We start from the raw sequence: 20372 nt of genomic DNA, 5'->3' as shown, positions 1-20372 counted from the left end.
TTATTCCGGTTATGCTTCGCAAATCATCGGAATCAGCATGATTCCGACGGTGCGCATTCTAACGTTTTAAGACGGAGAGAAGACCGGCCCAGAAAAGAAAAACCGCTCCCGAACGAAAATCCGGAAGCGGGTTTGCAGTGAAAAAATAAGCCAAAACCTTTCTCGCAAACCCTCCCTTCCTTGTCAACTGAGAAACACCGCTTCGGTGAACGGGGAAGCTTTGCCTGGTCCCTAACAAAGGAGACGAGGACATGGGTGACCCCCATACGGATCGGCGGCCAAGCGGTCGCCGAATGACGCCACAGCGTGCCGATTACCGGCGACTGGCACAGTTGGCCGAGATCGGAACGGTGACGCGCGGCCAGCTTGCCGTGCTTGCACAAAACCTCACTTGCACAGGATTGATCAGCGCGACCGAAAGCCATCTTTTGGTGACTCTGGTCAACACGGCCCCGGCCGAGGCCTTTGACAAGTCCGGCCGTCCGATCATCTTCAAGTCCAACCAGCAGCTCGGCTTCGAGATTGGCCGCTCAGTCGGTCGTGTGAGCCGTATGCTGTCCAGCCTTTTCGACGCTGGCTTGATCACGATGCAGGATAGCGGCAATTACAAGCGTTACCCGGCGCGAAATGGCGATGGTGCGATTGTAGACGGTTGCGGCATCGACATGCGGATCCTCATCGCCCGCTATCGCGAGCTCGACCATCTCGTGCGGCAGGCCAAGGCCGAAAAATCGGCCGCGAGCGCAGCGTTGCGGCGCTACCGCGGCGCGCTGCGCAACCTACGCTATGCTCTGGCAACAGTTACGAGGCTGTCGGATCGCGCCCTGGCTCGCATTACGGGCCGCGTCGAACGGGTCGTCGCCCTTGTCGGCGTTGCCTCCAAGGCGCCGAGCGCCCTTCTCCGGCGTGCCTCGGCACTTTTCGACTGGTTTGTGGAGCGCCTGTTGCAGCTTCCACGCCGTTCAAAATCTGCGTCGGAAACAGAAAATCCGACATGCACGTATGCCGAAAACGGCATGCACAAACAGACTACAAACCCTGATCCTCTTGAAGAGGGTAATGATAATCGGCGTTCGGCTGACGCCGAACAACTTCATTTGCTAGAGGCTGGCTCCGCCAGCAAGAGGGCTTATGAACCAAGCCTGGGGGGCGGCTTGTGCCAAGTCAACGGGCGAAGGCGCCAGCCGCAGGCGGTAGTGGCATTGCAAGACCTGGTGCGGGCAATACCGGCCTTAAAGGCCTACGGCTTTGCCCTGCCCCGCAGTTGGGCCGATCTGGCGCGGCTCGTGCCGCAAATGTGCCGCCTGACGGGCATTTCCGATGATGCGCGCCGCCGCGCCGTCGAACAGATGGGCGAGCAGCAAGCAGCGGTCGCAATCGCGGTGACGCTGCAGAAATACGACCAGCAGGAAGTTAAATCGCCGGGCGGCTACTTGCGGGCTATGACGGACCGCGCCACAGCCGGCGAGCTTCATCTTGCCCGCTCGATTTTCGGGCTGGCAGCCCGTAATTCCATGGAGGCATTGAATTGAGATTTCGAACGATATTGGCGGCCGTGGCCGCAATCTGGTGCATGGATGCGGCGGCCGAGCCGTCGGCATGGTCCGGCCAGGCGCGGGTAATCGACGGCGACACGATCAGTATCCGTCAGCAGCGCATTCGGATTGCTGCGATCGATGCATGCGAACTCGACCAGACCGGCTTGAAGGACGGCCAGACCTGGCGTTGCGGTGTCATTGCTCGCAGTTTCCTTCGAAAGATGATCGACGGACAGCATGTCCGCTGCGAAATCATCGACCAAGACCGGTATCGCCGATTGGTCGGGCAGTGCTTCATCGGCGATGCCGATGTGGGCCTCGCCATGGTGAACGCCGGGCTAGCCGAGGCGATGCTGCGATATCTGCCGTCTTCCCATCCTATCAGCCTGGTCGAGTACGGCGAGGCCGAGAACCGCGCGCGTGGCAACGGTTTGGGGATCTGGTCGGCTGAGATCGAAAGTCCGCATCGCTATCGCCGCGCCAAGTCCTCAAAGATGCCTTAACCGCAGACGCCAAATTGGTGCTATGGAATGGCAAATGACGTGAGCCATATTGCTTCGTGTTTTGGCGCAAAACCCGGCAAAGCTCGTTGCATCGGTTCAGATAATAGCTAATATAGGCTCATTTCTTGTCGTGTCAGGTCGACAACGAACAGGGGGAATGTTGCCAAAGGAGTCATATCTCACGCCTCTGCGGTGGTTGCTTTTGACGCTCGTTCGCACGTCGACGCGGTTTGCGCAAAGCCGGAGAGCGCAAAAATTTCCCCGCCTGCGGCTTCCTCGCGCGCCAAATTTTTTCGCCGCCCGGCCTCTTCCGCTGCGCTCCAGCCTTCGGTGCACACCGCTTTCCGCCGTGCCATGTGAACGATCATCGCAACCACCAAAGAGGAGTGACTGACATGACCACCACCAACTACATCCAGTTCGATGCTGACGACCTCGACGCCGCCAAGGGCAAAGGCCTCATCTCCACCATCGAACGCGACCTGGACATCAACGCTGTGCCGTTCAGCTCGGATAACGAAAAAGCACCAACGCATCGCGTCTATGCCAAGTCGCCGCGCGGCCATGACATCGAGGTCGGCGGCATCTGGAAAAAGAAGAACGCGGAGGGCAAGCCCTACTACACGCTCTCGATCAAGCGCCTCAGCTTCAACGCCAATCTCGGCCGCTTCCCGGGCCAGGACGACCCGACTCTGCAGGCGATCATCGAATGGGAACCCCGCGATTAATCGCAGTAAAGCGCCCGGCCAAAAGCCGGGCGCCCACTTCAGAAACGCCGAAAATCACCCCAAAGTGCTGGATTTTCAGCACTTTTCTTGCTAGGGTGCAAAGCAACTGGAGTTTTGCTGATGAACATTCATTCCGCACGTCCGGATCGTTCTCCGGAGGCCATTGCCAAGCGCAAGAAGGCCACCGATCAGGCGCGCGCTGCCAACATCCGGCAGGGCTACACCCACGATCCTGTTCTCGAGGCGGCCAACGCCCGGTATGTCGCCGGCGAGATCACGTCGGAAGAATTTCGCGAGCAGATGCGGGCGCGTTTCAAGCGCGCCTGACGCTCCAACTCTGATTTGAACAAGCCGCCTGCGATCACGGGCGGCTTTTTTCATGAGGAATCGTATTGGCGGACGAGTCAAAGGGATCGTACACCTACCCCGACACGCCCGGCGATCCAGATCGGACTGGTGTCCTACGCAACAAGTTCGGGCTGACCAGACACTCCGAGCTGGGACCGGCCGACTATGCCATGACGCATATTCGACAGAGTGAGATTGCGGAGGGCCGCGGCCCGAGCGGCAATTTCGACAAGGAACATCTGAAGGCCATACACGGGTATATTTTTCAGGACGTTTACGAATGGGCCGGTGACACGCGCAACGAAAGCCCGATCGTCGACGGCCAGCGCGTCGAGCCGATCGGCAGCCTTTCCAAGGGCAGCACCTCATTCCTGCATGGCTCACGCATCGACTTCGGACTGGACGAGGCCTTAGAGCCTGAATCAAAAAGAATGGCTTGATATCAGGCTCTTGCGAGCCTGCGTGTGAGCAGGCGAATGTGGGCGACGTATATCCAGGCTTCTGCGGAAGCGATGGATTTCTCCCAGTCCTTGGCGAGCCTGCGGCATCGCCCCAGCCATGCGAATGTGCGCTCCACGACCCAGCGGCGCGGCAGAACCTCGAAGCCTTTGGCTTTATCCGTCCGCTTGATAATCTCCAGGGTGAACGTGCCGATCTTTTGCATCGCGCCCTTGAGCTTCGGTCCGGCATAGCCGCCGTCGGCGAAGACGTGTCGCAGCCACGGCCAGCGTTCGAGGATGGTCTTGAGGGCAGCCGGTGCGCCGTCCCGGTCCTGGATATCGGCGGCGTGGACGACGAGCCCGACCATCAGGCCGATGGTGTCGACAACGATGTGACGCTTGCGCCCGTTGATCTTCTTTCCCGCGTCGAAGCCACGAATTCCGCCGCTTTCCGTGGTCTTGACCGATTGACTGTCGATCACGCCCGCCGTCGGACTTGCTTCCCGACCCTCAGCCTCGCGTGCCGCCATGACGAGGCTGTTGCTGATGGTCCGCAACAGGCCCTCCTCACGCCAGCGATAGAAGTACTTCTGCACCGTTGAAAAGGGTGGGAAGTCTTTCGGCAGCAATCGCCACGCACCGCCCGACGAAGCCAGATAAAGAAGCGCGTTCACGACCTCGCGCAGGTCCGTCTTGCGCGGCCGGCCGATGCGGTTCGCTGACGGCATCATCGGCTCAATCAGCGCCCACTCCGCATCGGTCAGATCGCTTGCGTAGCGGGCGCAACGCCGCTCATAATGCGCACGGGTGATTTCAGTCCAGGCCATCGTGATCTCCATCGAATCTCGCAAATCCGACGGAATCACAACCTGCTGAAATCACTCAACTCTTTTTGGAACGGACACTTAAAGCCGATCCGCGATCCCAATGTTCTTCGCACTGGTACCCCGGAGCAATTCGCTGAGCGTGCGGGCCAGGTGCTCGCCGAGCTCAATTACGTGCATCCATTCCGCGAGGGCAACGGACGCGCCCAGGAGGCGTTCATTGCCGAACTTGGCCGCCATTACGGCCATGAGGTGGATTTTGCCGTCATCAGCAAACCGCGGATGATCGAGGCATCAATCGAGACCACAAACGACCCGTCCAGTCCGGCAATGAAGCATGTGCTGGAAGACTCTATCAATCCGAACCGCCGCGAAGCGCTTCGCGCTGCATTTGCCGACCTCGAACGGTGCGGCGAGAAGCCGTTTGAACACAATATCCGCACGGCACGGCCGGGAGAGGAAATCACCGGCCAAATCCTCGGCCATGACGATAGAGTCGCCAGTATCGTCACAGATGAGCGGATCATTGCCGTCGACCGCGCAGACTTGCCCGAACACTTGTCCGACGACAATACAGAGGTCTCTTTTACCGCCCGCTCTGACTTTACCCGCCTGGGACGCGAGCAATGGGCCACCGAGGCACACATGCGGCCCCACCAGGCCGAGCAGCCACAGCGGGACAGAAGCGCTGGGCTGAAGGCCATCGAGGCCGAAATGGCGGCGCGGCGAGACCGTGAGCGAGACGACGACGATCGCGGTTGATGACCCCAGCCCCTACAACAAGCTGAATTCGTCGAGCTGGTCGATTTCCGATGCGTTTCGGCGCCGTCTCTGTCCGTTGGGTGATTTGACGGACAAGCTACGATAGCCCCTCCCCCATGCAACCGCTGTCGCGGTCCTCCACTCCGTTTCGGCCCTACAGGTGCATGGGCTCGCTTCGGCTATCTCCGTTCTTTGCCGTCAACCAACGGAATGGAGACGGCCATGCAGAGCATCAAGGACACTTACCAACGGATCACCGATACCATCGTCGAGCGGCTTGAAGCCGGCACCAAGCCCTGGATCCGCCCCTGGCGCGGCAGCGTCCGCCACTCACTCATCCCGCGCCGTACGACCGGCGAAGCCTATCGCGGCATCAATGTCCTAATGCTGTGGGTGTCCGGTCAGATGTTCGGCTACGAGGAAAACACCTGGATGACCTATCGCCAGGCGCAGGATCTTGGCGGGCAAGTCCGAAAGGGCGAGAAAGGAACGCTCATCGTCAAGTACGGCACGTTCACACCAAAGGAGCGCGAAGACGACGAGGATCGCTCGATCGCCTACCTCAAGGGATACACCGTCTTCAATGTCGAGCAGATAGAGAACCTGCCTGACCGGTTTGCCAGCCCGGCCGAGGAGCTGCCGAGCGTTCCTGTTCCGCACCTGGAAACCGTCGAGGTTTTCGTCAGAAACACCAACGCGAAGGTCAACTACAGCGGCACAAAAGCCTGCTATCGACCGAGCAGCGATGACATCCTCATGCCGGGCCGTGACCGGTTCGATAGCCAAGTTCACCTATATTCGACCCTGCTGCATGAGCTCTCGCACTGGTCCGGCGCAAAGCATCGCCTGGACCGTGATCTCAGTGGCCGATTCGGAACGGAAAGTTACGCCGTGGAAGAGCTCGTCGCTGAGCTCGCGGCATCATTCCTTTGCGCCGACCTGGGCGTGGCGCATGATCCGCGCGACAACACAGCCGCCTATCTGGCGAGCTGGCTCGCCGTCCTTAAGAATGACAAGAGGGCCATCATCACGGCCGCTGCGAAGGCACAGGCCGCTGCCGACTGGATGCACGCCCAGCAGTTGCATGTAAGCCAGCCTGAGGTGCAGGGCGGGTCGCTGTAGACGCTCTGTGCCGACTCATTTGGCTTGACCATAGAGACGATGATGACTGCTCATTGTCGTTTGGCACGTATCAGTTGGTACCAGGCGCTATTGGCGCCCTCGGCTCCGATAATTGGTCCTCTCTGTTGCTACATTCCGCGCGATCGTTGCCGACTCCGGAGAAGTTGCCGATTAGCGAGTACTAATAATTCTCTGTGAGCAGCGGGCCCGCCCCCGCTTGCCCGCCACAGATCGGGCCCCCTCAACCCGATCGGGCCCGCGCTCTCCGCCCGAGGCGCGGGCTTGTTTTAGAACGAAAGCAATCGAACTGCTGCAATCGTCATTGCAGGACAACATTCCCGGATGGGGGTGATTGCCAAGGCGCCGTCCCCCTGCCCTGCCCAGTATCCGAAACTTTCGGTGGGGTCTCTTGGCCAACATAAAGTTTCACGTGACCTCGTTTCCCCCTAAGTGGAAGGCGTGAGAGGCCACTTGTGACGGCTTCCAGCACGGTCTGATGATCGGCGATATACTTGCGAAGACTGACTGACGGCTGCAGAAAGCAGGAAATTTGTCCGCTGACAAAATCGGCAAATTGTGTAGCCTAATCAATTGCATGAATCGGATCACGTGATTCCGCTGCGGCGAGGCCGTTAATCTTTTGTTAACTTAAAATTTCTTGCCGGATCGAACGAATCGGACATAATGACGGTTGCTTAGCGTCTTTTCGCCAAAAATCGTTTTTAGAGAGTCTCGATCGAATGAACGTGAGTTCGCCCGTTCCCACGAAAATCCCGTTGCTGTTCGAGAAAAGCATTCTCGAACAGGGCGACCAGATATCGAAGAAGCTGCACCTACTCTCGATGCAGCGCTTCCCTCCCCATGCAAAGAAGAATCTTCGATCGTTCTCGCTGGCCGAGGTTGCCACTTATCTTGGGGTCTCCCAAAGCCATCTGAAGAAACTGCATCTGGAAGGCAAAGGCCCGGTGCCTGAAACCTCAACGTCGGGCAGGCGGTCGTATACTGCTGAACAGATGCTTGAGCTGCGCCAGTATCTCGACCAGTACGGGCGATCCGACGCCCGAATGTATGTTCCCCATCGGCGGGCGGGCGAGAAGCTTCAGATCCTAGCTGTGGTCAATTTCAAGGGGGGCAGCGGTAAGACTACCACCGCTGCCCACCTCGCCCAATACCTTGCGCTGACCGGGCACCGTGTCCTAGCTGTCGATCTCGACCCGCAGGCGTCGCTTTCCTCATTGCATGGGTTCCAGCCTGAACTCGACCAGACGAAATCGCTTTACGACTCGATTCGATATGACGACGAGAAGGTGCCTCTCTCGGAAATAATCAAGCCAACAAATTTCCCGGGCCTCGATATCGTCCCTGCGAACCTAGAGCTGCAGGAATTCGAATACGACACGCCTCTGGCAATGACGGACAGGTCTTCGAATGTGGGCAGGGCGTTCTTCACGCGCATCTCGACGGCATTGACGGAGGTCGACGATCGCTACGATGTCATAGTCATCGATTGTCCGCCTCAGCTTGGGTACCTGACGATCACCGCACTGACCGCGGCGACGTCAGTGTTGATCACGATCCATCCGCAGATGCTCGATGTGATGAGCATGGGCCAGTTTCTGCTGATGCTCGGGAACATCCTCGAGCCGATCAGGGCGGCGGGTGCCGAGGTGAATCTGGAGTGGTATCGCTATCTTGTTACTCGATTCGAACCCACGGATCAGCCGCAAGCGCAGATGGTGGCGTTCCTGCATACGCTGTTTGGCGAATTCATTCTCAAGAACCAGATGTTGAAATCAACGGCGATTTCCGATGCGGGGATTACCAAGCAGACCCTCTATGAGGTCGAGAAGAATGCGATGACCCGTTCCACATACGAGCGGGCAATGGATGCGCTGGATGTCGTAAACGGCGAAATCGCCGACTTGATTCATGAAGCATGGGGGCGCTGACTTTTGTCCGCTGACAAAATCGGATCTTTTCCGAATGCATTCAATGGACTAGGCGCTATCTGGAGGTAGACAAATATGGCGCGTAAGAATCTTCTTGCAGGCCTCGCAGAAAAGGAGGCCGACGACCAGGTGTCGTCCGCCTCCAAGGCGGCATATCCGATCCGAGGCGCTTCGAAATCCATGATCCGCTCGGTCAACGAGTTGGCCAAGCAAGCGGATGCGTATCTTGAAGGCGAGCATGTGGTCGAACTTGATCCAAACGTTGTCGACGGGTCGTTCGTTTCCGACCGCATGGGCGACGACAAGGAGCAGTATCAAGAATTGCTGGAAGCGATCCAGGAGAGGGGGCAGGATTCTCCCATACTTGTTCGTCCGCATCCCCGTACCGACGGCCGCTACATGATCGTTTTCGGCCATCGCCGCGTCCGAGTTGCCTGCGAACTGGGGCGGAAGGTGAGGGCTGTCGTCAAGGAGATCGACGACAAGACTCATGTCATTGCCCAGGGTCAGGAGAATTCCGCCCGGGCAAATCTCAGTTTCATCGAGAAGGCGATGTTCGCAAAGCGCCTTGAGGACCTGGGATATGACAGAGACGTTATTTCCTCGGCACTGGCCTCGAACGCCGCTGCTGTCTCGAAGATGGTGTCAGTTGTCACAAGGATTCCGGCATCCGTCATAGGCAAGATTGGATCAGCTGCGTCTGTCGGCCGCGAGCGGTGGGTCGAGCTGTCCCTTCTTGTCGGCAAGAAATCCGACATAGTTAATGAAATCGTGTCCGAACCCGAATTCGGTGAGCTGGAAAGCAACGGACGTTTCGAAAGGTTGCTTGCGGCCCTGAATGCGAAGGGGAAGCCCGTTCGCAAGGCCAGTATGAAGCAAGAGGCGCAATCCTGGGCTGCCGAGGACAAATCAGTTAGCGTCAGTGTCAAGAAGGCAGGCAAGGCCGTTACGATAGCCGTGAAGGAGACGGATGGCAGCCGCTTTGGAACGTGGATTTCTGACAATCTGGGCGACCTTTATGAGGCGTTCAGGAAGTCGGAGAGAACAGCAACAGGAGACTGAACCGCAAAAGAAAAAGGCCCCCGACGGCGAACCGTGGAAGCCCTTCTCGATCTTTAGCAAGCCGAGAATCTCATTTCCACGAATCAGTGTCAAGAGTTTTAAGCGTCGATTCGGCGGACGGATTTCTTTTGCCTAGTTGAAGGCGAAGGAAGAAATGGAGACGGGTATTGCAACGACGCCCTTTGGGCGGCGGCGGATGTCGCTTGCCATGCTGGCAGCGCAAAACGAGTCACGGGAGATCCCCAAGGGCAGGGTCGTCGACAAGTGGCAGATCTACCGGAACCTCTGCGAGGGCAAGAGCATCATCGGCATCGGCGATCGCGCCCTGGCCGTCCTGAACGCGTTGCTGTCATTCTATCCTGACAGTGAGCTGAGTGAGGAAAACGGCCTCATCGTCTTTCCCTCGAACGCACAGCTGTCCCTCAGGGCGCACGGCATGCCCGATTCCACATTGCGGAGGAACCTGGCGGAACTGGTGAATTGCGGTCTAGTCATCCGTCGGGACAGCCCGAACGGCAAGCGTTATGCACGCAAGGGCAGGGGTGGGGAGATCGAGGAAGCATTTGGCTTCTCGCTGGCGCCGCTGCTGGCCCGTGCTCAAGAGTTCGAGGCGGCGGCCGAGCGTGTTCGCGCCGACAACAGGGCGCTCAGGCTTATGAGGGAACGCATTACGCTACACCGCCGGGATATCCAGAAGTTGGTCGAGGCGGCCGTTGAGGAAGACGTGCCGGGCGACTGGGGAGGCCTGTGGAGGCGTTTCCGCGGCGTTGTGGAGACAATTCCGCGCCGAGCCCGCATTGCCGAGCTTGAACCTATCGTGGCCGATCTGGCCGCGTTGCGTGACGACGTGGATAAGCTGCTGGAAATCCATATGGAATCCACGATTTCGAGCGGCAATGAGTCCCAAAGCGAGCGGCAGCAATCTGATTCAAATACCGACTCTATTTTTGAATTTGAACCTGCTTTGGAGAAAAGCGGGGCGGCGGCCGAGCCACTAACGAGGACCGCAGAGCCCGTGAAAACCTATCCGCTGGGGCTAGTGCTGAAGGCCTGCCCGGAAATTGCAGACTACGCCGTCGACAGCATCGGCAACTGGCGCGATCTCATGATCACCGCCGCCCAGGTGCGGGGATATCTGGGTGTCTCGCCGTCAGCGTATGAGGATGCCTGCCATGCCATGGGTCAGGAGATCGCCGCGGTGGTGATTGCCTGCATTTTGCAAAGGGCACAGCACATCAATTCCGCGGGCGGCTATCTGCGGGTGCTAACCGAGAAGGCGAGGGCAGGGGAGTTTTCGGTCGGGCCGATGCTGATGGCCGCATTGCGAGCGAACGGCGTGACAGCAAAGATGACAGGGTAACCGTCGGCGGATCGGTTCGCACTGATGCTGGGGCTTGCATGGCGCATCATGTGAGGCTATATTGTGCCTCACATGGAATGGAGAGTGAAATGCTAGCGTTCGGAAATGTCGCCGACGTGTTGGGGCTGCCCGTTAAAGAGGTGGCGGCGCGGTCGCCTTTCGGGCTGATCTCCCGGATCGAGAATGGACTTCCCATTGGGGCGCTCGAGCGCGTTGCACGTCTTCTGGCGCCTGGCGATGCTCAGTTCAAATACCGGCTGATCCCCAAGGCGACCTACGAGCGGCGCAAGATGGTACATCGCCTCTCGTCGGACGAGGGTACACGATTGGCCCGCGTGGCGCGCGTCTGGGGCCTTGCTGTCGATGTCTGGCAGAACGAAGAGGAAGCGCGCGATTTCTTGTTTCGGCCGCACCCGATGATTGAGGACAAGCGACCGATCGACGTCGTTATCCTGAGCGAGTTTGGCGCCGAAATGGTGGTCGATATCCTCGGAGGTCTGAAGTACGGCAGTGCTGCGTGACGGCGCAGACTCTCGATCGCACGCTATCGTCCTTTCGCATCGGCGATCCGGCCGGCACCTACCCGATCTTCGACGCGACCGGCTCGACAATCGCGCCAGGGCGATGGAACACGCCCGGAAGTCCTATCATCTACACCAGCGAGCACTATTCGACGGCCCTGTTGGAAAAGCTGGTGCATGGCAGCGGCCGACTGCCGCCCAACCAGCACTATATCGAAATCACAATCCCGCGCGGACTGAGCTACGAGGTCTTTTCCCAGCCGTCATTGCCCGGCTGGGACACGATGCCGGCGACGGTGAGCAAGGGATTTGGCGAAACCTGGTGTTTAGAACGGCGCAGCGTCATCCTGCTGGTACCGAGTGTCGTGGCGCGTCTTGATTGCAATGTGCTGATCAATCCGGCGCATCCGGAGTTTTCAAGGATCCAGACAAGTCTGCACCAGCCCGTCTACTGGGACCGGCGGCTGTTTGGCGCGTAACGGGGAGGGGCTTTCTGTCGCCTACAACCCCGAGGCCTTGGTGAGATTGACGCGGAACCGGTCACGTCGGCGCTGGTATTTGCGCGTCATCTCGGCCGAGGCGTGGCTGAGCTGCTTTTGCACATAGCGCTCGTCGACCTCGGCCGACGAGGCAAGGCCGGCGCGCAGCGAATGGTCGGAGAACTTTTTGGCTCCGTTCGCCTTCCGACCGGTCGCCGCGCACGCCGGCGGCAAGCGCGGCTGTCTCGCAACCAATAGTCTTGGAGCTGACGCCGCAAGCTGCGATGTGTCGGATCGATCTGCGACTCAGACGATTATCCGCGCCGCCCGCCCGAGCGTGCGTTCGGCATCGTTGTAATAGTTCGACGCCTGCTGCACGGAGCGATGCTGTGACTGCTGCATGGCTTCGGGCAGCGGAATGCCGCGGCGGGCGGTTTCGGTGAGGTAGCCGGAGCGAAGGCCGTGGGCGGAAAACGCCATCGGATCAAGCCCGGCCTCGGCGATGCGGCGCTTGAGGATCAGATTGACGGCCTGCGGCGTCAGCGCGCGCTTTTCGAGGTTGCCCCAACGGTCGATGCCGCGGAAGACGGTGCCCTCGGTGATCCCAGCGTGCTCGAGCCAGCCTTTCAGGGCCAGCACCGGCCGGCCGACGAGCAGCACGAAAGCGTCGCTGTCGGCCTGCGTCGTCTTGGTCCGGCCGAGCCGGATCGACAGACAGGGGAGTTTTTCGCCGTCGGGTGCTTTGGGATCGGCCGGCACCGGCTCTTCCTCGACCAGCTGTTCGACGCGCAGAGCAGCAATTTCGCTGCGGCGGCGGCCGCCGGAGGCAAAGGCGGTGATGAGAAGGGCGCGGTCGCGCACGTCGACGAGACGGTCGCCGGCGCAGGCCTTCAGGACGGCGGTCAGAATGTCGGCGGTCACGGCTTTCTTGCTCTTGCGGCCGCGCGGACGGGCGCTGGCGCGCACCGCCAGTTTTATCGCGCTCTGCAGCCCCGGTGCGTTGAACTTTCCATGCAAACCGCGCCATTTGGTCAGCGTCGACCAGCTCGACAGCCGCCGGCGCACGGTCGCCGGCGCATGCGGGCCGTCGCTGCGCAACAGCGCTTGCGCCTTCAGCACGGCGGTCACCTCCCCCGGCATGCCGTGCGCTGGATCGGTTGCGCGCCGGGAAGAGTCCCACAGATGGTGGGCGACGAATTTGATCAGCAGTGCTTCCGGCGCCGGCCAGGGCAGCGAAGATCCAGTGGCGGCGAGCGACCAGGCCTCGAGATAGCCGAGGTCGGAGGCGAGAGCGCGCAAAGAATTTGCGCCGATGCCTTCCCTGGCCAGGTGGCGCAGGGTTGCGACGTCGTCGTCGGTCAAAAGCCCGGCCAGAACATCGCGGCGGTCGAAGGGCAGCACGGAGTCCAGCGCGTCGAGGGCTTCGGCCCGCCGCGCAACGCTGGCGGACTTCGCTACGCCGAAGAGCGGGGCCGCGGAGTCAGCCATTGGCGAGGGGTCCGAGGATCTCGACGCCTTCGGCCCGTGCCGCCGCGGCCAGCTTGCGGTCCAACGTGGCGAGCGGCAGCGTTCGCTCCACCGCCAGTGACAGATAGGCGGTATCGTAGGCGCTCAGCGCGTGGCGTGTTGCCAGCGCCAAAACAGATCCGTCACCGCCCGCTCCCACATCCTCGAGCGGCAGGCGCCGCAACCGGGCCATCGCCGCGATCGCCTCGCCCGGCGCAATGCGCCCGCGGCGTTCGGCCATCAGGACGATGCTGCGCGCCTCGTGCCAGAACAGCGACGGCACCGGGCCTTGTGCGGTCAGGGCGCCAATCAGCGCTTCGGCCGCCTCGCTGTGCTCCTCCGGAAGCAGCCAGGCGGCGGCAACGGACGCGTCAAGGACGAAGGCCATCAGAAGCGATGGCCTTCATGCTTCCAGGCCAGAATCTCCTCGGTCGTGACGGGCTTGGCCCGGGCCCGCGCGGCGCGGACTTCCTCGATCAGGGTGCCGAGGTCGTTGGTCTTGGGGATCCGGCTCAGTTTGGCGATCGGGTCGTTGCCGCGCGAAATGATGACCTCCTCGCCGGCTTCGACCTTGGCCAGCAGATCGGACAGGTGTGTCTTGGCCTCTCCGACCTTGACGGTGATGGTCATGGTTTTCTCCTGGGGCATGGGCGCTGTCGTCGAGCGGCGCGTGGAACAGCACGACGATCGGCATTTTGGACGACGCTAGCGCGCTTTTTGCGTGTTGGTCAAGCCTTGGTCTTGTGACTATCGATAAGCGGTCATTATCGATAGTCATTTTTGTGAATTCCTGAATATGATGTGAGTGTCGCTTTTACTTCCCAATTTCAATTGAAACGCTAAGGTGAAAATCCTGCTCTTCCGAACCGCTATTCGGCGGCCGAAATCGGGGGAGGGGAGGGGGCTTTTCAGAGCCCCGACGCCTTGGTGAGATTGACACGAAACCGGTCGCGCCTGCGCTGGTACTTGCGTGTCATCTCGGCGGAGGTGTGGCCGAGCTGTTTCTGGACATAGCGTTCGTCGACCTCGGCCGAGGACGCCAGGCCGGCGCGAAGCGAATGGCCGGCAAACATCATTCCGCGTTCGCCCTCCGGCAGATCTCCACGCACGCCGGCGGCCAGCGCGGTCCGCTTGACGAGGCGGGCGACCTCCTGGTCGTTGAGCCGATCGGCACCAACGGACTTGCCTTGCCCGGTGACGCGCCGGAACAGCGGCCCGCGGGCGATGCGCGCGAGCTTGAGCCAGGTCTCCAGCGCGACCACGGGGCAGGTCGTGTCGGACGAGCCGCGCCCGACCTCGACCTCGCGCCAGCCGGTCTTGCCGCGCAGGCGCAACAGCATGCCCTTGTCGAGGATTTCGATCCAGCCGGAGGAATCCTCGGTCTGGTCGCGGCCGACGTCGAGGCCGACGACTTCGGAGCGGCGCAGGCCGCCGCCAAAGCCGAGCAGCAGCATGGCCCGGTCGCGCAGGCCGCGCAGGGTGCCGCGGTCGAGCGTTTCCAGCATGGCGATCAGATCCTCGGGCAACACTGCTTCCTTCTGGCGGGGCGGGGCTGCGTGCTTGTTGCGGATGCCGGCCATGACGGTGGCGATATGGCGGTCCTTCCTGTCGAGCGGCTGGCCGCGCTGCGCATAGTTCCACGTCAGCGAGGAGAGCCGGCGCTCGATCGTCGAGACGGAGTTCGGCTTCTTGTCGCCGGTCGCCTTACCCGAGGCGCATGCGGTGACGTAGAGCCCGACCACCTGCGGATCGGGCGGAAACATCTCGAGGCCTTGACGCCGGCACCAGCTCGCAAACTGCTTCCAGTCCGAAGCGTAGGCGCGGCGGGTATTGGCCGAGCTCGCCGCCTCGACGTAGTCGCGGGCGCGATCGGCCAGCGCGTCGAGATGCGCCGGCAGGCGGGCATTGGCGACGACCGGAAGAGCGGAGGGGGCGTCGGCCGAGGGCTGCTCCGGCGCGCGGCCCATCTCCATGACGACGTCGATGATGTCGGGCAGGTCGTCGGTGCTCGAGCCGTTGGGCTCGGCCGAGGGCGCCGCCGCGGTTTGGTCGACAGCATCCTGATCGACAGGGGGCGCCGTTTCCTGTGGTTGAGCGGAGCTGCGCCGAGCACGATTTTCGGGGTTTTGATCGACGAGAGAGGTTGTTGCTCGCGCTTCGTCAACGGACGGCAAGTCATTGATCTGGCGCGAATCATCTTCGGAGTTCATTGGCGGATTCTAGCCGAATCACCGGATTTTTCGTGACAATCGAACGGACGAACCTTACAGCGAGGCCGCCGTGGTTCATGGGCCGGACAAGGACACGGTTGATGATGCCGCCTGGCCGGCCTGCTGGATCATGCCTTACCCGCTGCGCGCTCGTCTTCGTATTCCAGCTCGCGCGCTGCTTTCGGAATCAAGGTCAGCCATACCGGACCGACGCGTTCTATGGCCTCCGCGAGCGTGTAGTTCATTTCGGCCAGCCAGTCGGGCCGGTTTAGCACCAGTGCAGCGGCTAGCTTCTCGCTTGTAGACAAGACTCCAAACCCGCCGTGTTTGGCGTCCCGTGATTTGGTGATGATGTGCTGCAATTCCTGGTCGCTCACAGACCCGTCCTCCTCTGGCCGCTCTTGAGTATAGTCTGTTTTGGACAACGGCCGCACCCTGCAAATCAAGGCCTACCCGCATCAAAATCCACGTGGGTTCGATCGGAACGGGCTTTCTTGCCCCTTAGAGTGTCATTTCGCTCTCTCCCGGAACCGACCTCGACTACGCGCAGTCGCACAAGGGATGCGCGAGATTTCGTCCGGAAGCCCGATTGTCGTGAATTTCGGCGTTCTGCTCGACGGGAGAGGCCATCCGCTGGTCGCTGTCCGGGAATTGGCCGCAAACCCGGTCCGCTCAATGAACGCGAATTCTCGTCGATCTGGCGTCAAAACGCGGCCGTCCGGCGGTGAAACGCGAGCGACAGAGGCTGTCACTCTTCCTAGATGAGTGGACTGTATGTCATTGTTTTGTAACATTCTTCGCTCATCCTAGTTCGTTGGATTCGTCCAGAATAGGTGGATTCATACCATGATTTGGTGGACGAAGGCGAGGGCGACGGAATGGGTCGTAACCCCGACAAGCTCGCGGCCGACGATGCCGACTGGGGCAGGGCGGTAGAGCGCGAGGCTATTATTCGCCCTCTGGCGTCTAAGGGTCGCTTGTCCCCTGCCGATATAGGCCTTGCGTGCCGTCAGCTTGGTGTAAGGCGGGCACGTCTTTATGAGCTTCTCGGACGATACCGGGCCGCTCCTGTGACGAGTTCGCTGCTTGGCCACAATCCCGGTCCGGCGAAAGGACGCCGGCGCCTGTCGGAAGACATGGAGGCGCTCATCGAGACCGCTATGCAGGACACCTACCGCAAGCGGGAGAAGCCTTCGGTCACCGCCCTGCATGACCGTGTTCGAGAATTGTGTCGCAGCCGCGGGGAGGTCGCGCCCTCCTGGAAGGCGGTAAGAGCCCGCGTGAAGCTTGCCGATCCGCGGCTACTGATGCGTGATCGGGAAGGGGCAAAAGCCGCGCGCGAACGGTTTGATCCCGTAGTGCACGAATATCGCGCCGATCATGCACTTCACATCGTCCAGATCGATCACACATTGGTGGATCTGTTTGTGGTTGATGCCGTGCATCGCCGGCCCCTTCAGCGGCCCTGGCTGACGCTGGCCATCGACGTTGCAAGCCGCATGGTGGCGGGGTTCTATCTCACGCTAGAAAATCCGTCATCGGTTTCTGTCGCGCTTTGCATCCAGCATATGGTGATGCCGAAGGAGCCTTGGCTCGAGGCTCGGAATGTTCAGGCGGCGTGGCCGGTTTTCGGCCTGCCTGACGTGATCCACGTCGACAACGGCAAGGAATTTCATGGAAGGGCGCTGGCCAGAGGGACGGCGGAGCATGGCATTGCCCTTGAGTACCGGCCCGTCTTGCGGCCGCACTATGGGGGCCATATCGAGCGACTGATCGGCACGATGATGGGTGCGGTCCACCTGCTTCCCGGCACGACGTCGAGCGACGTCGCCGCCCGCGGCTCCTACGATCCGCAAAAACATGCCGCAATGACGCTCGACGAACTGGAAGAGTGGCTCGCGCTTCAGATTGTCGGTCGCTACCATGCCGAGATCCACGGCAGCCTGCAGCTGCCGCCGATCACGATGTGGAAGGACGTCGTCGCAGCACGACCTGAACCACTCCGTCTGCCTCATGACGTCGACCGGTTTTTCCGTGATTTTCTGCCCTTCGAGGAGCGCAGCATCCGGCGCGACGGCGTGCATATGTTCGGGCTTCGTTATTGGGACGATGTCTTGAGCGCCTGGGCAGGCAGGTATTCGCGCCGGATGCGCGTCAGATACGACCCGCGGGACCTGTCATGCGTGTTCGTGGAGGGGCCTGACGGCACCAACTGGCCGATACGCTTCGCGGATCTCAGCCGCCCGCGCATCACGCTCGGCGAGCATCGTATGGCCCGCGCAGCGCTGAAGGAACGTGGCGTCAGGGCAACCGATGAACAACTGATTTTCGAGACCATCGAGGAGCAGCGTGCTCTCGTGGAGGCGGCTGTCCGGGAAACCAAAGTCGCGCGACGTCGCGTCGAGCGACGTGCCCGATCGCTGGCGGTGAAAAGCGGTGAGAATTTGGGCGATCGGGAAGTCGAGCTCGATCAAGAACCGGACGGCAACCTGCCTCCGTTGACCGTGGAGGAGTGGTCTTGAGCGACTACGCGCACCTGCTCCCGGCCTATCGGTGTCAGGCTGCTTTGGCTGATGCCGAGCGCATCGCCTGGATTCGGGCAGATCGATGGCTCGAAACCGCTCAGGCGCGCGCGGCGCTGGCGCGGCTTGAGGACCTGCTGTCGTATCCTGCGCGCGACCGCATGCCCTGCTTGCTGCTCTATGGCGACACCGGCATGGGCAAGACCAAGATCATCCGCAAATTCATGCGCGATCATCCGGCCTGTTTCGATAGAGGCACAGGTATCACGACGATGCCGGTGGTTGCCATGCAGATGCCGGCCGAACCGCTGGAGCGGGACGTCTATGGCGAATTGCTTAGCGCGCTCGGCGCGCCGGGGCCGATGACGGACTCCACCTATCGTCTGAAGGAGGTTTGCCGGAGCCTTTTGCGCAGCATGTCTGTGCGCATGCTGATCATCGACGAAATCCACGCCATGCTTGCCGGCAGCTTCCGCCAGCAGCGCATATTTCTCAACGTCCTCCGCTTTCTCGCCAACGACCTGAGGGTTCCGCTGATCTGCGCCGGGACCAATCTGGCCCGGCAGGCGCTGCTGACTGATCCCCAGCTCGCCGAGCGTTTCGAGGCCTTCCACCTCGACCGTTGGGCCGATAATTCCCAGCTATCACAGCTTCTGTCGAGCTTGGGCGGGATTCTGCCGCTGCGCCGCCCGTCGGAGCTGGGAACGGCTGCCGTCCGCCGAAAAGTACTCGACCTGACCGACGGCGTGACCGTGCGGATCTTTCGCCTGATGGAGACGGTGGCGGTCGAGGCGATCCGCAGCGGTAGCGAGTGCATCACCGTCGGCAGTTTCGACGGCGACGATCTCGTCCTGCCGCTTGTGACGATGACGCGCCACATGGAAAAGGGGCTGCAGCGCCGGGCGAGCCGGTGAGGCCCGTCCGCGTGCTGCCCGTTGCGCCGCGGCCATTCGACGACGAATTGCTTTCCTCCTGGCAGGGGCGCGTGGCCTGCCGCTACGGATGTACGTGGCGCGACATTGAAAGTTGGCTCGATCCGGACATCCATCCGGGACGGCGAAGCGGTCTGATCGGGCAGGACTTCGACCCCGGCGACGCAATAATCATGCTTTGGGCCCGCGCCTGTCGGATGGATGCGGGCCGGCTTGCTCAAATGGCGCTGCGCCGGCAGGCGCGCGCGCTCAACTGGTACATCCAGGATCGCTGGCACCAAGGCGTTTGTCCCGCGTGCCTCGACGAGGATCACGCAGGCAACCGGGATCATTATCTTCGCCGCGCGTGGGCTCGGGTCGAGGCGATGGTCTGTCCCCGGCATTTGATCATCCTGCAGGACACGTGTGGCCGTTGCTTCGCCCGGGCGGGCTTTCGCTTCGACTGTCGAGAGGGGAGGGCGCGTCTCGCCTGTGGGATCTGCTCGGCTCCTGTGCATTTCGGCGGCGTTGGCGTGGCCGTTTCGGAACGGGAAAGCTTCCTGCTTGAACTCGCCGACACCGTCGCATCGGCCGTCGATGAGGGACCGCAGGGGACGGCGGCCAAAGACATCATGCGCGCCGCGCTGTTGTTGTGGGCGCCGTCGCGGCCAGGCGGAAAGCCTCTCATCGCATGGCTGGGATCCCCGCGCCCGAGAAGCAACGACATGCCGGCCGATTGCACTGACCCGCTCGCCACCGCGGCATTGCCAGGGAGGATGGCAACCCTGTTCGGGATCGCCCGGCTGCTGGACCTGGCCGATGCCAGAAGCCGCATCGGGCCGCCGCCTGCCTTCCTGATGGAAAAATTCGCGCAAGATGACCTGTCGCCTTCTGCCGCGCAGCGGGTCGTGCGCCGGCCGCAGAAGGTCGAGTGCCCCGCCGTCACGTACACGCCGCGCTCGGACGCCGAATATCGTGTTTTGGCCGACGAGATCCTTGCCAGCGGTGAATGGAGGGCCGTGCAGGGCGCTGGCCGCATCGTACGAGAGCAGGCGCTGGCGCGCCTCATGACCGAGGCGCTGGATCGGGCACCACGAGCCCGAGCCGACGTGCCCGGTCCAGCAGCGCCTTGACCGAGGAAGCTTGCCACTGGCGCCCGCCACGCGGCGTGCGCTCGTGCATCCGTTCCAACTGAGCTCCGATTTCGAGCAGGGTAAGATCCGGGTCGGCGAGCGCAATACCGGCGACGAGGGTCATCAACCGGTCCTCCGGCGGACGGCGGCGGGCACGTTTGATCAGGGCGGGTTCGGCGATGCGCTCGCGAACAAGCCGATGCACCGCGCGCCGTAGTCGCTCGATCGTCCAGTCGTGGCCTTTTCGGTTGAGCACCCGCACGACGTCGTCCCAACTGTGCTGCGGGCGCAAGCGGCGTACGGTCGGCAACCAGGTTTGCGCCGAGCTGTCGACGACGGTCGAAAACCGCTGATAAACAACGACAAGAGCTGAAGCGCTGGAGAGAGCAAAGGCGGTCGCCCGCGCGCTCTTCAACTAGCGCTGTAGCGGGCGACCGCCTTTGCGGCGTGGTGC

20 protein-coding genes and 4 pseudogenes are annotated in these 20372 nt (G+C 61.4%); 15 read left to right on the top strand and 9 right to left on the bottom strand.

What is annotated here, in order from left to right; all coding sequences use genetic code 11:
• The first annotated feature begins 251 nt into the window (after positions 1-251).
• Complete coding sequence (gene repC, locus EN786_RS33275) at positions 252-1532, top strand: plasmid replication protein RepC (RefSeq protein WP_128347125.1); 1281 nt, start codon at positions 252-254, stop codon at positions 1530-1532.
• A 41-nt stretch (positions 1533-1573) separates the two neighbouring features.
• Positions 1574-2041, top strand: coding sequence for a thermonuclease family protein (locus EN786_RS33270; protein WP_135909650.1), 468 nt, complete (start codon positions 1574-1576; stop codon positions 2039-2041).
• 179 nt (positions 2042-2220) lie between these two features.
• On the opposite strand, the gene EN786_RS33265 is transcribed toward EN786_RS33270, so the two are convergent.
• Positions 2221-2409, bottom strand: coding sequence for a hypothetical protein (locus tag EN786_RS33265; RefSeq protein WP_128347186.1), 189 nt, complete (start codon positions 2407-2409; stop codon positions 2221-2223).
• 27 nt (positions 2410-2436) lie between these two features.
• Here EN786_RS33265 and EN786_RS33260 point away from each other — a divergent pair, with 27 nt between their 5' ends.
• The 3 genes and pseudogenes from EN786_RS33260 to EN786_RS33250 all read left to right on the top strand — a co-directional run.
• Positions 2437-2769, top strand: a complete 333-nt coding sequence (locus EN786_RS33260) for a DUF736 family protein (protein ID WP_095483088.1) — start codon at positions 2437-2439, stop codon at positions 2767-2769.
• A 120-nt stretch (positions 2770-2889) separates the two neighbouring features.
• Positions 2890-3096, top strand: coding sequence for an antitoxin VbhA family protein (locus tag EN786_RS33255; protein ID WP_135909627.1), 207 nt, complete (start codon positions 2890-2892; stop codon positions 3094-3096).
• 65 nt (positions 3097-3161) lie between these two features.
• Positions 3162-3536 (top strand): annotated as a pseudogene (locus EN786_RS33250) (cell filamentation protein Fic); the annotation flags it as partial.
• Positions 3537-3559: 23 nt separating this feature from the next.
• Here EN786_RS33250 and EN786_RS33245 read toward each other — a convergent pair.
• Complete coding sequence (locus tag EN786_RS33245) at positions 3560-4384, bottom strand: IS5 family transposase (protein WP_135909625.1); 825 nt, start codon at positions 4382-4384, stop codon at positions 3560-3562.
• 117 nt (positions 4385-4501) lie between these two features.
• On the opposite strand from EN786_RS33245, the pseudogene EN786_RS33240 reads away from it, so the two are divergent.
• From EN786_RS33240 to EN786_RS33210, 7 genes and pseudogenes are all read left to right on the top strand, one after another.
• Positions 4502-5143, top strand: a pseudogene (locus EN786_RS33240) (Fic family protein); the annotation flags it as partial.
• Between the two features lie 222 nt (positions 5144-5365).
• Positions 5366-6265 (top strand): zincin-like metallopeptidase domain-containing protein, encoded by a 900-nt coding sequence (locus EN786_RS33235; RefSeq protein WP_135909623.1) that lies wholly within the window; start codon positions 5366-5368, stop codon positions 6263-6265.
• Positions 6266-7005: 740 nt separating this feature from the next.
• Positions 7006-8214 carry a plasmid partitioning protein RepA gene (gene repA / locus EN786_RS33230; protein ID WP_135909621.1) on the top strand — a complete coding sequence of 403 codons (1209 nt, stop codon included), beginning with the start codon at positions 7006-7008 and terminating at the stop codon, positions 8212-8214.
• 75 nt (positions 8215-8289) lie between these two features.
• Entirely contained in the window at positions 8290-9276 is a 987-nt protein-coding gene (repB, locus tag EN786_RS33225) for a plasmid partitioning protein RepB (RefSeq protein WP_128346934.1), read from the top strand.
• Positions 9277-9430: 154 nt separating this feature from the next.
• Positions 9431-10636 carry a plasmid replication protein RepC gene (repC, locus tag EN786_RS33220; RefSeq protein WP_128346935.1) on the top strand — a complete coding sequence of 402 codons (1206 nt, stop codon included), beginning with the start codon at positions 9431-9433 and terminating at the stop codon, positions 10634-10636.
• Positions 10637-10725: 89 nt separating this feature from the next.
• The gene (locus EN786_RS33215) at positions 10726-11157 is read left to right on the top strand and encodes a DUF2384 domain-containing protein (protein ID WP_128346936.1); all 432 of its coding nucleotides are present in this window, start codon (positions 10726-10728) and stop codon (positions 11155-11157) included.
• The gene (locus EN786_RS33210; RefSeq protein WP_135909619.1) at positions 11154-11636 is read left to right on the top strand and encodes an RES family NAD+ phosphorylase; all 483 of its coding nucleotides are present in this window, start codon (positions 11154-11156) and stop codon (positions 11634-11636) included. Before EN786_RS33215 ends, EN786_RS33210 begins: the two co-directional genes overlap by 4 nt.
• Positions 11637-11657: 21 nt before the next feature.
• On the opposite strand, the pseudogene EN786_RS33205 reads toward EN786_RS33210, so the two are convergent.
• From EN786_RS33205 to EN786_RS33180, 6 genes and pseudogenes are all read right to left on the bottom strand, one after another.
• Positions 11658-11874: pseudogene (locus EN786_RS33205) on the bottom strand (integrase); the annotation flags it as partial.
• Between the two features lie 68 nt (positions 11875-11942).
• Complete coding sequence (locus tag EN786_RS33200) at positions 11943-13124, bottom strand: tyrosine-type recombinase/integrase (protein WP_135909617.1); 1182 nt, start codon at positions 13122-13124, stop codon at positions 11943-11945.
• A complete protein-coding gene (locus EN786_RS33195; RefSeq protein ID WP_189379828.1) occupies positions 13117-13530 on the bottom strand; it encodes a type II toxin-antitoxin system VapC family toxin in 414 nt (137 codons plus the stop codon). The genes EN786_RS33200 and EN786_RS33195 overlap by 8 nt, the downstream gene beginning before the upstream one ends.
• Complete coding sequence (locus EN786_RS33190) at positions 13530-13772, bottom strand: type II toxin-antitoxin system prevent-host-death family antitoxin (protein WP_128347123.1); 243 nt, start codon at positions 13770-13772, stop codon at positions 13530-13532. The genes EN786_RS33195 and EN786_RS33190 overlap by 1 nt, the downstream gene beginning before the upstream one ends.
• A gap of 278 nt (positions 13773-14050) precedes the next feature.
• On the bottom strand, positions 14051-15109 hold the full coding sequence (locus tag EN786_RS33185) for a tyrosine-type recombinase/integrase (RefSeq protein WP_246688802.1): 1059 nt from the start codon (positions 15107-15109) through the stop codon (positions 14051-14053).
• Positions 15110-15480: 371 nt separating this feature from the next.
• Positions 15481-15729: a hypothetical protein gene (locus EN786_RS33180; protein ID WP_126092836.1), complete on the bottom strand. Its 249-nt coding sequence runs from the start codon at positions 15727-15729 to the stop codon at positions 15481-15483.
• Positions 15730-16488: 759 nt separating this feature from the next.
• Here EN786_RS33180 and EN786_RS33175 point away from each other — a divergent pair.
• From EN786_RS33175 to EN786_RS33165, 3 genes are read left to right on the top strand one after another with little or no spacing between them, the layout of a single operon-like run.
• On the top strand, positions 16489-17874 hold the full coding sequence (locus EN786_RS33175) for a transposase family protein (RefSeq protein ID WP_245493514.1): 1386 nt from the start codon (positions 16489-16491) through the stop codon (positions 17872-17874).
• Positions 17871-18788, top strand: coding sequence for a TniB family NTP-binding protein (locus EN786_RS33170; protein ID WP_210238915.1), 918 nt, complete (start codon positions 17871-17873; stop codon positions 18786-18788). Before EN786_RS33175 ends, EN786_RS33170 begins: the two co-directional genes overlap by 4 nt.
• An 11-nt stretch (positions 18789-18799) precedes the next feature.
• Positions 18800-19918, top strand: coding sequence for a TniQ family protein (locus tag EN786_RS33165; RefSeq protein WP_189524345.1), 1119 nt, complete (start codon positions 18800-18802; stop codon positions 19916-19918).
• On the opposite strand, the pseudogene EN786_RS33160 reads toward EN786_RS33165, so the two are convergent.
• Positions 19851-20246, bottom strand: a pseudogene (locus tag EN786_RS33160) (recombinase family protein); the annotation flags it as partial. The gene EN786_RS33165 and the pseudogene EN786_RS33160 sit on opposite strands and share 68 nt — an antisense overlap.
• Positions 20247-20372 lie beyond the last annotated feature (126 nt).

Origin of the sequence: Mesorhizobium sp. M4B.F.Ca.ET.143.01.1.1 (genome assembly GCF_004792275.1) — a bacterium.
In the GTDB taxonomy this organism is placed as follows: Bacteria; Pseudomonadota; Alphaproteobacteria; order Rhizobiales; family Rhizobiaceae; genus Mesorhizobium; species Mesorhizobium abyssinicae.
The sequence above is the reverse complement of the archived record's forward strand: the minus strand, read 5'-3'. Positions and strand labels throughout refer to the sequence as shown.

Bases quoted from the DNA above. Each gene is read 5' to 3' on its own strand.
- EN786_RS33255 (WP_135909627.1), top strand. From the start codon at position 2,890: ATGAACATTCATTCCGCACGTCCGGATCGTTCTCCGGAGGCCATTGCC.
- EN786_RS33195 (WP_189379828.1), bottom strand. From the start codon at position 13,530: ATGGCCTTCGTCCTTGACGCGTCCGTTGCCGCCGCCTGGCTGCTTCCG.
- EN786_RS33270 (WP_135909650.1), top strand. From the start codon at position 1,574: ATGGATGCGGCGGCCGAGCCGTCGGCATGGTCCGGCCAGGCGCGGGTA.
- repB (WP_128346934.1), top strand. From the start codon at position 8,290: ATGGCGCGTAAGAATCTTCTTGCAGGCCTCGCAGAAAAGGAGGCCGAC.
- EN786_RS33185 (WP_246688802.1), bottom strand. From the start codon at position 15,109: ATGGGCCGCGCGCCGGAGCAGCCCTCGGCCGACGCCCCCTCCGCTCTT.
- EN786_RS33175 (WP_245493514.1), top strand. From the start codon at position 16,489: ATGGAGGCGCTCATCGAGACCGCTATGCAGGACACCTACCGCAAGCGG.
- repC (WP_128347125.1), top strand. From the start codon at position 252: ATGGGTGACCCCCATACGGATCGGCGGCCAAGCGGTCGCCGAATGACG.
- EN786_RS33215 (WP_128346936.1), top strand. From the start codon at position 10,726: ATGCTAGCGTTCGGAAATGTCGCCGACGTGTTGGGGCTGCCCGTTAAA.
- EN786_RS33200 (WP_135909617.1), bottom strand. From the start codon at position 13,124: ATGGCTGACTCCGCGGCCCCGCTCTTCGGCGTAGCGAAGTCCGCCAGC.
- repA (WP_135909621.1), top strand. From the start codon at position 7,006: ATGAACGTGAGTTCGCCCGTTCCCACGAAAATCCCGTTGCTGTTCGAG.
- EN786_RS33235 (WP_135909623.1), top strand. From the start codon at position 5,366: ATGCAGAGCATCAAGGACACTTACCAACGGATCACCGATACCATCGTC.
- EN786_RS33265 (WP_128347186.1), bottom strand. From the start codon at position 2,409: ATGATCGTTCACATGGCACGGCGGAAAGCGGTGTGCACCGAAGGCTGG.
- EN786_RS33190 (WP_128347123.1), bottom strand. From the start codon at position 13,772: ATGACCATCACCGTCAAGGTCGGAGAGGCCAAGACACACCTGTCCGAT.
- EN786_RS33260 (WP_095483088.1), top strand. From the start codon at position 2,437: ATGACCACCACCAACTACATCCAGTTCGATGCTGACGACCTCGACGCC.
- repC (WP_128346935.1), top strand. From the start codon at position 9,431: ATGGAGACGGGTATTGCAACGACGCCCTTTGGGCGGCGGCGGATGTCG.
- EN786_RS33245 (WP_135909625.1), bottom strand. From the start codon at position 4,384: ATGGCCTGGACTGAAATCACCCGTGCGCATTATGAGCGGCGTTGCGCC.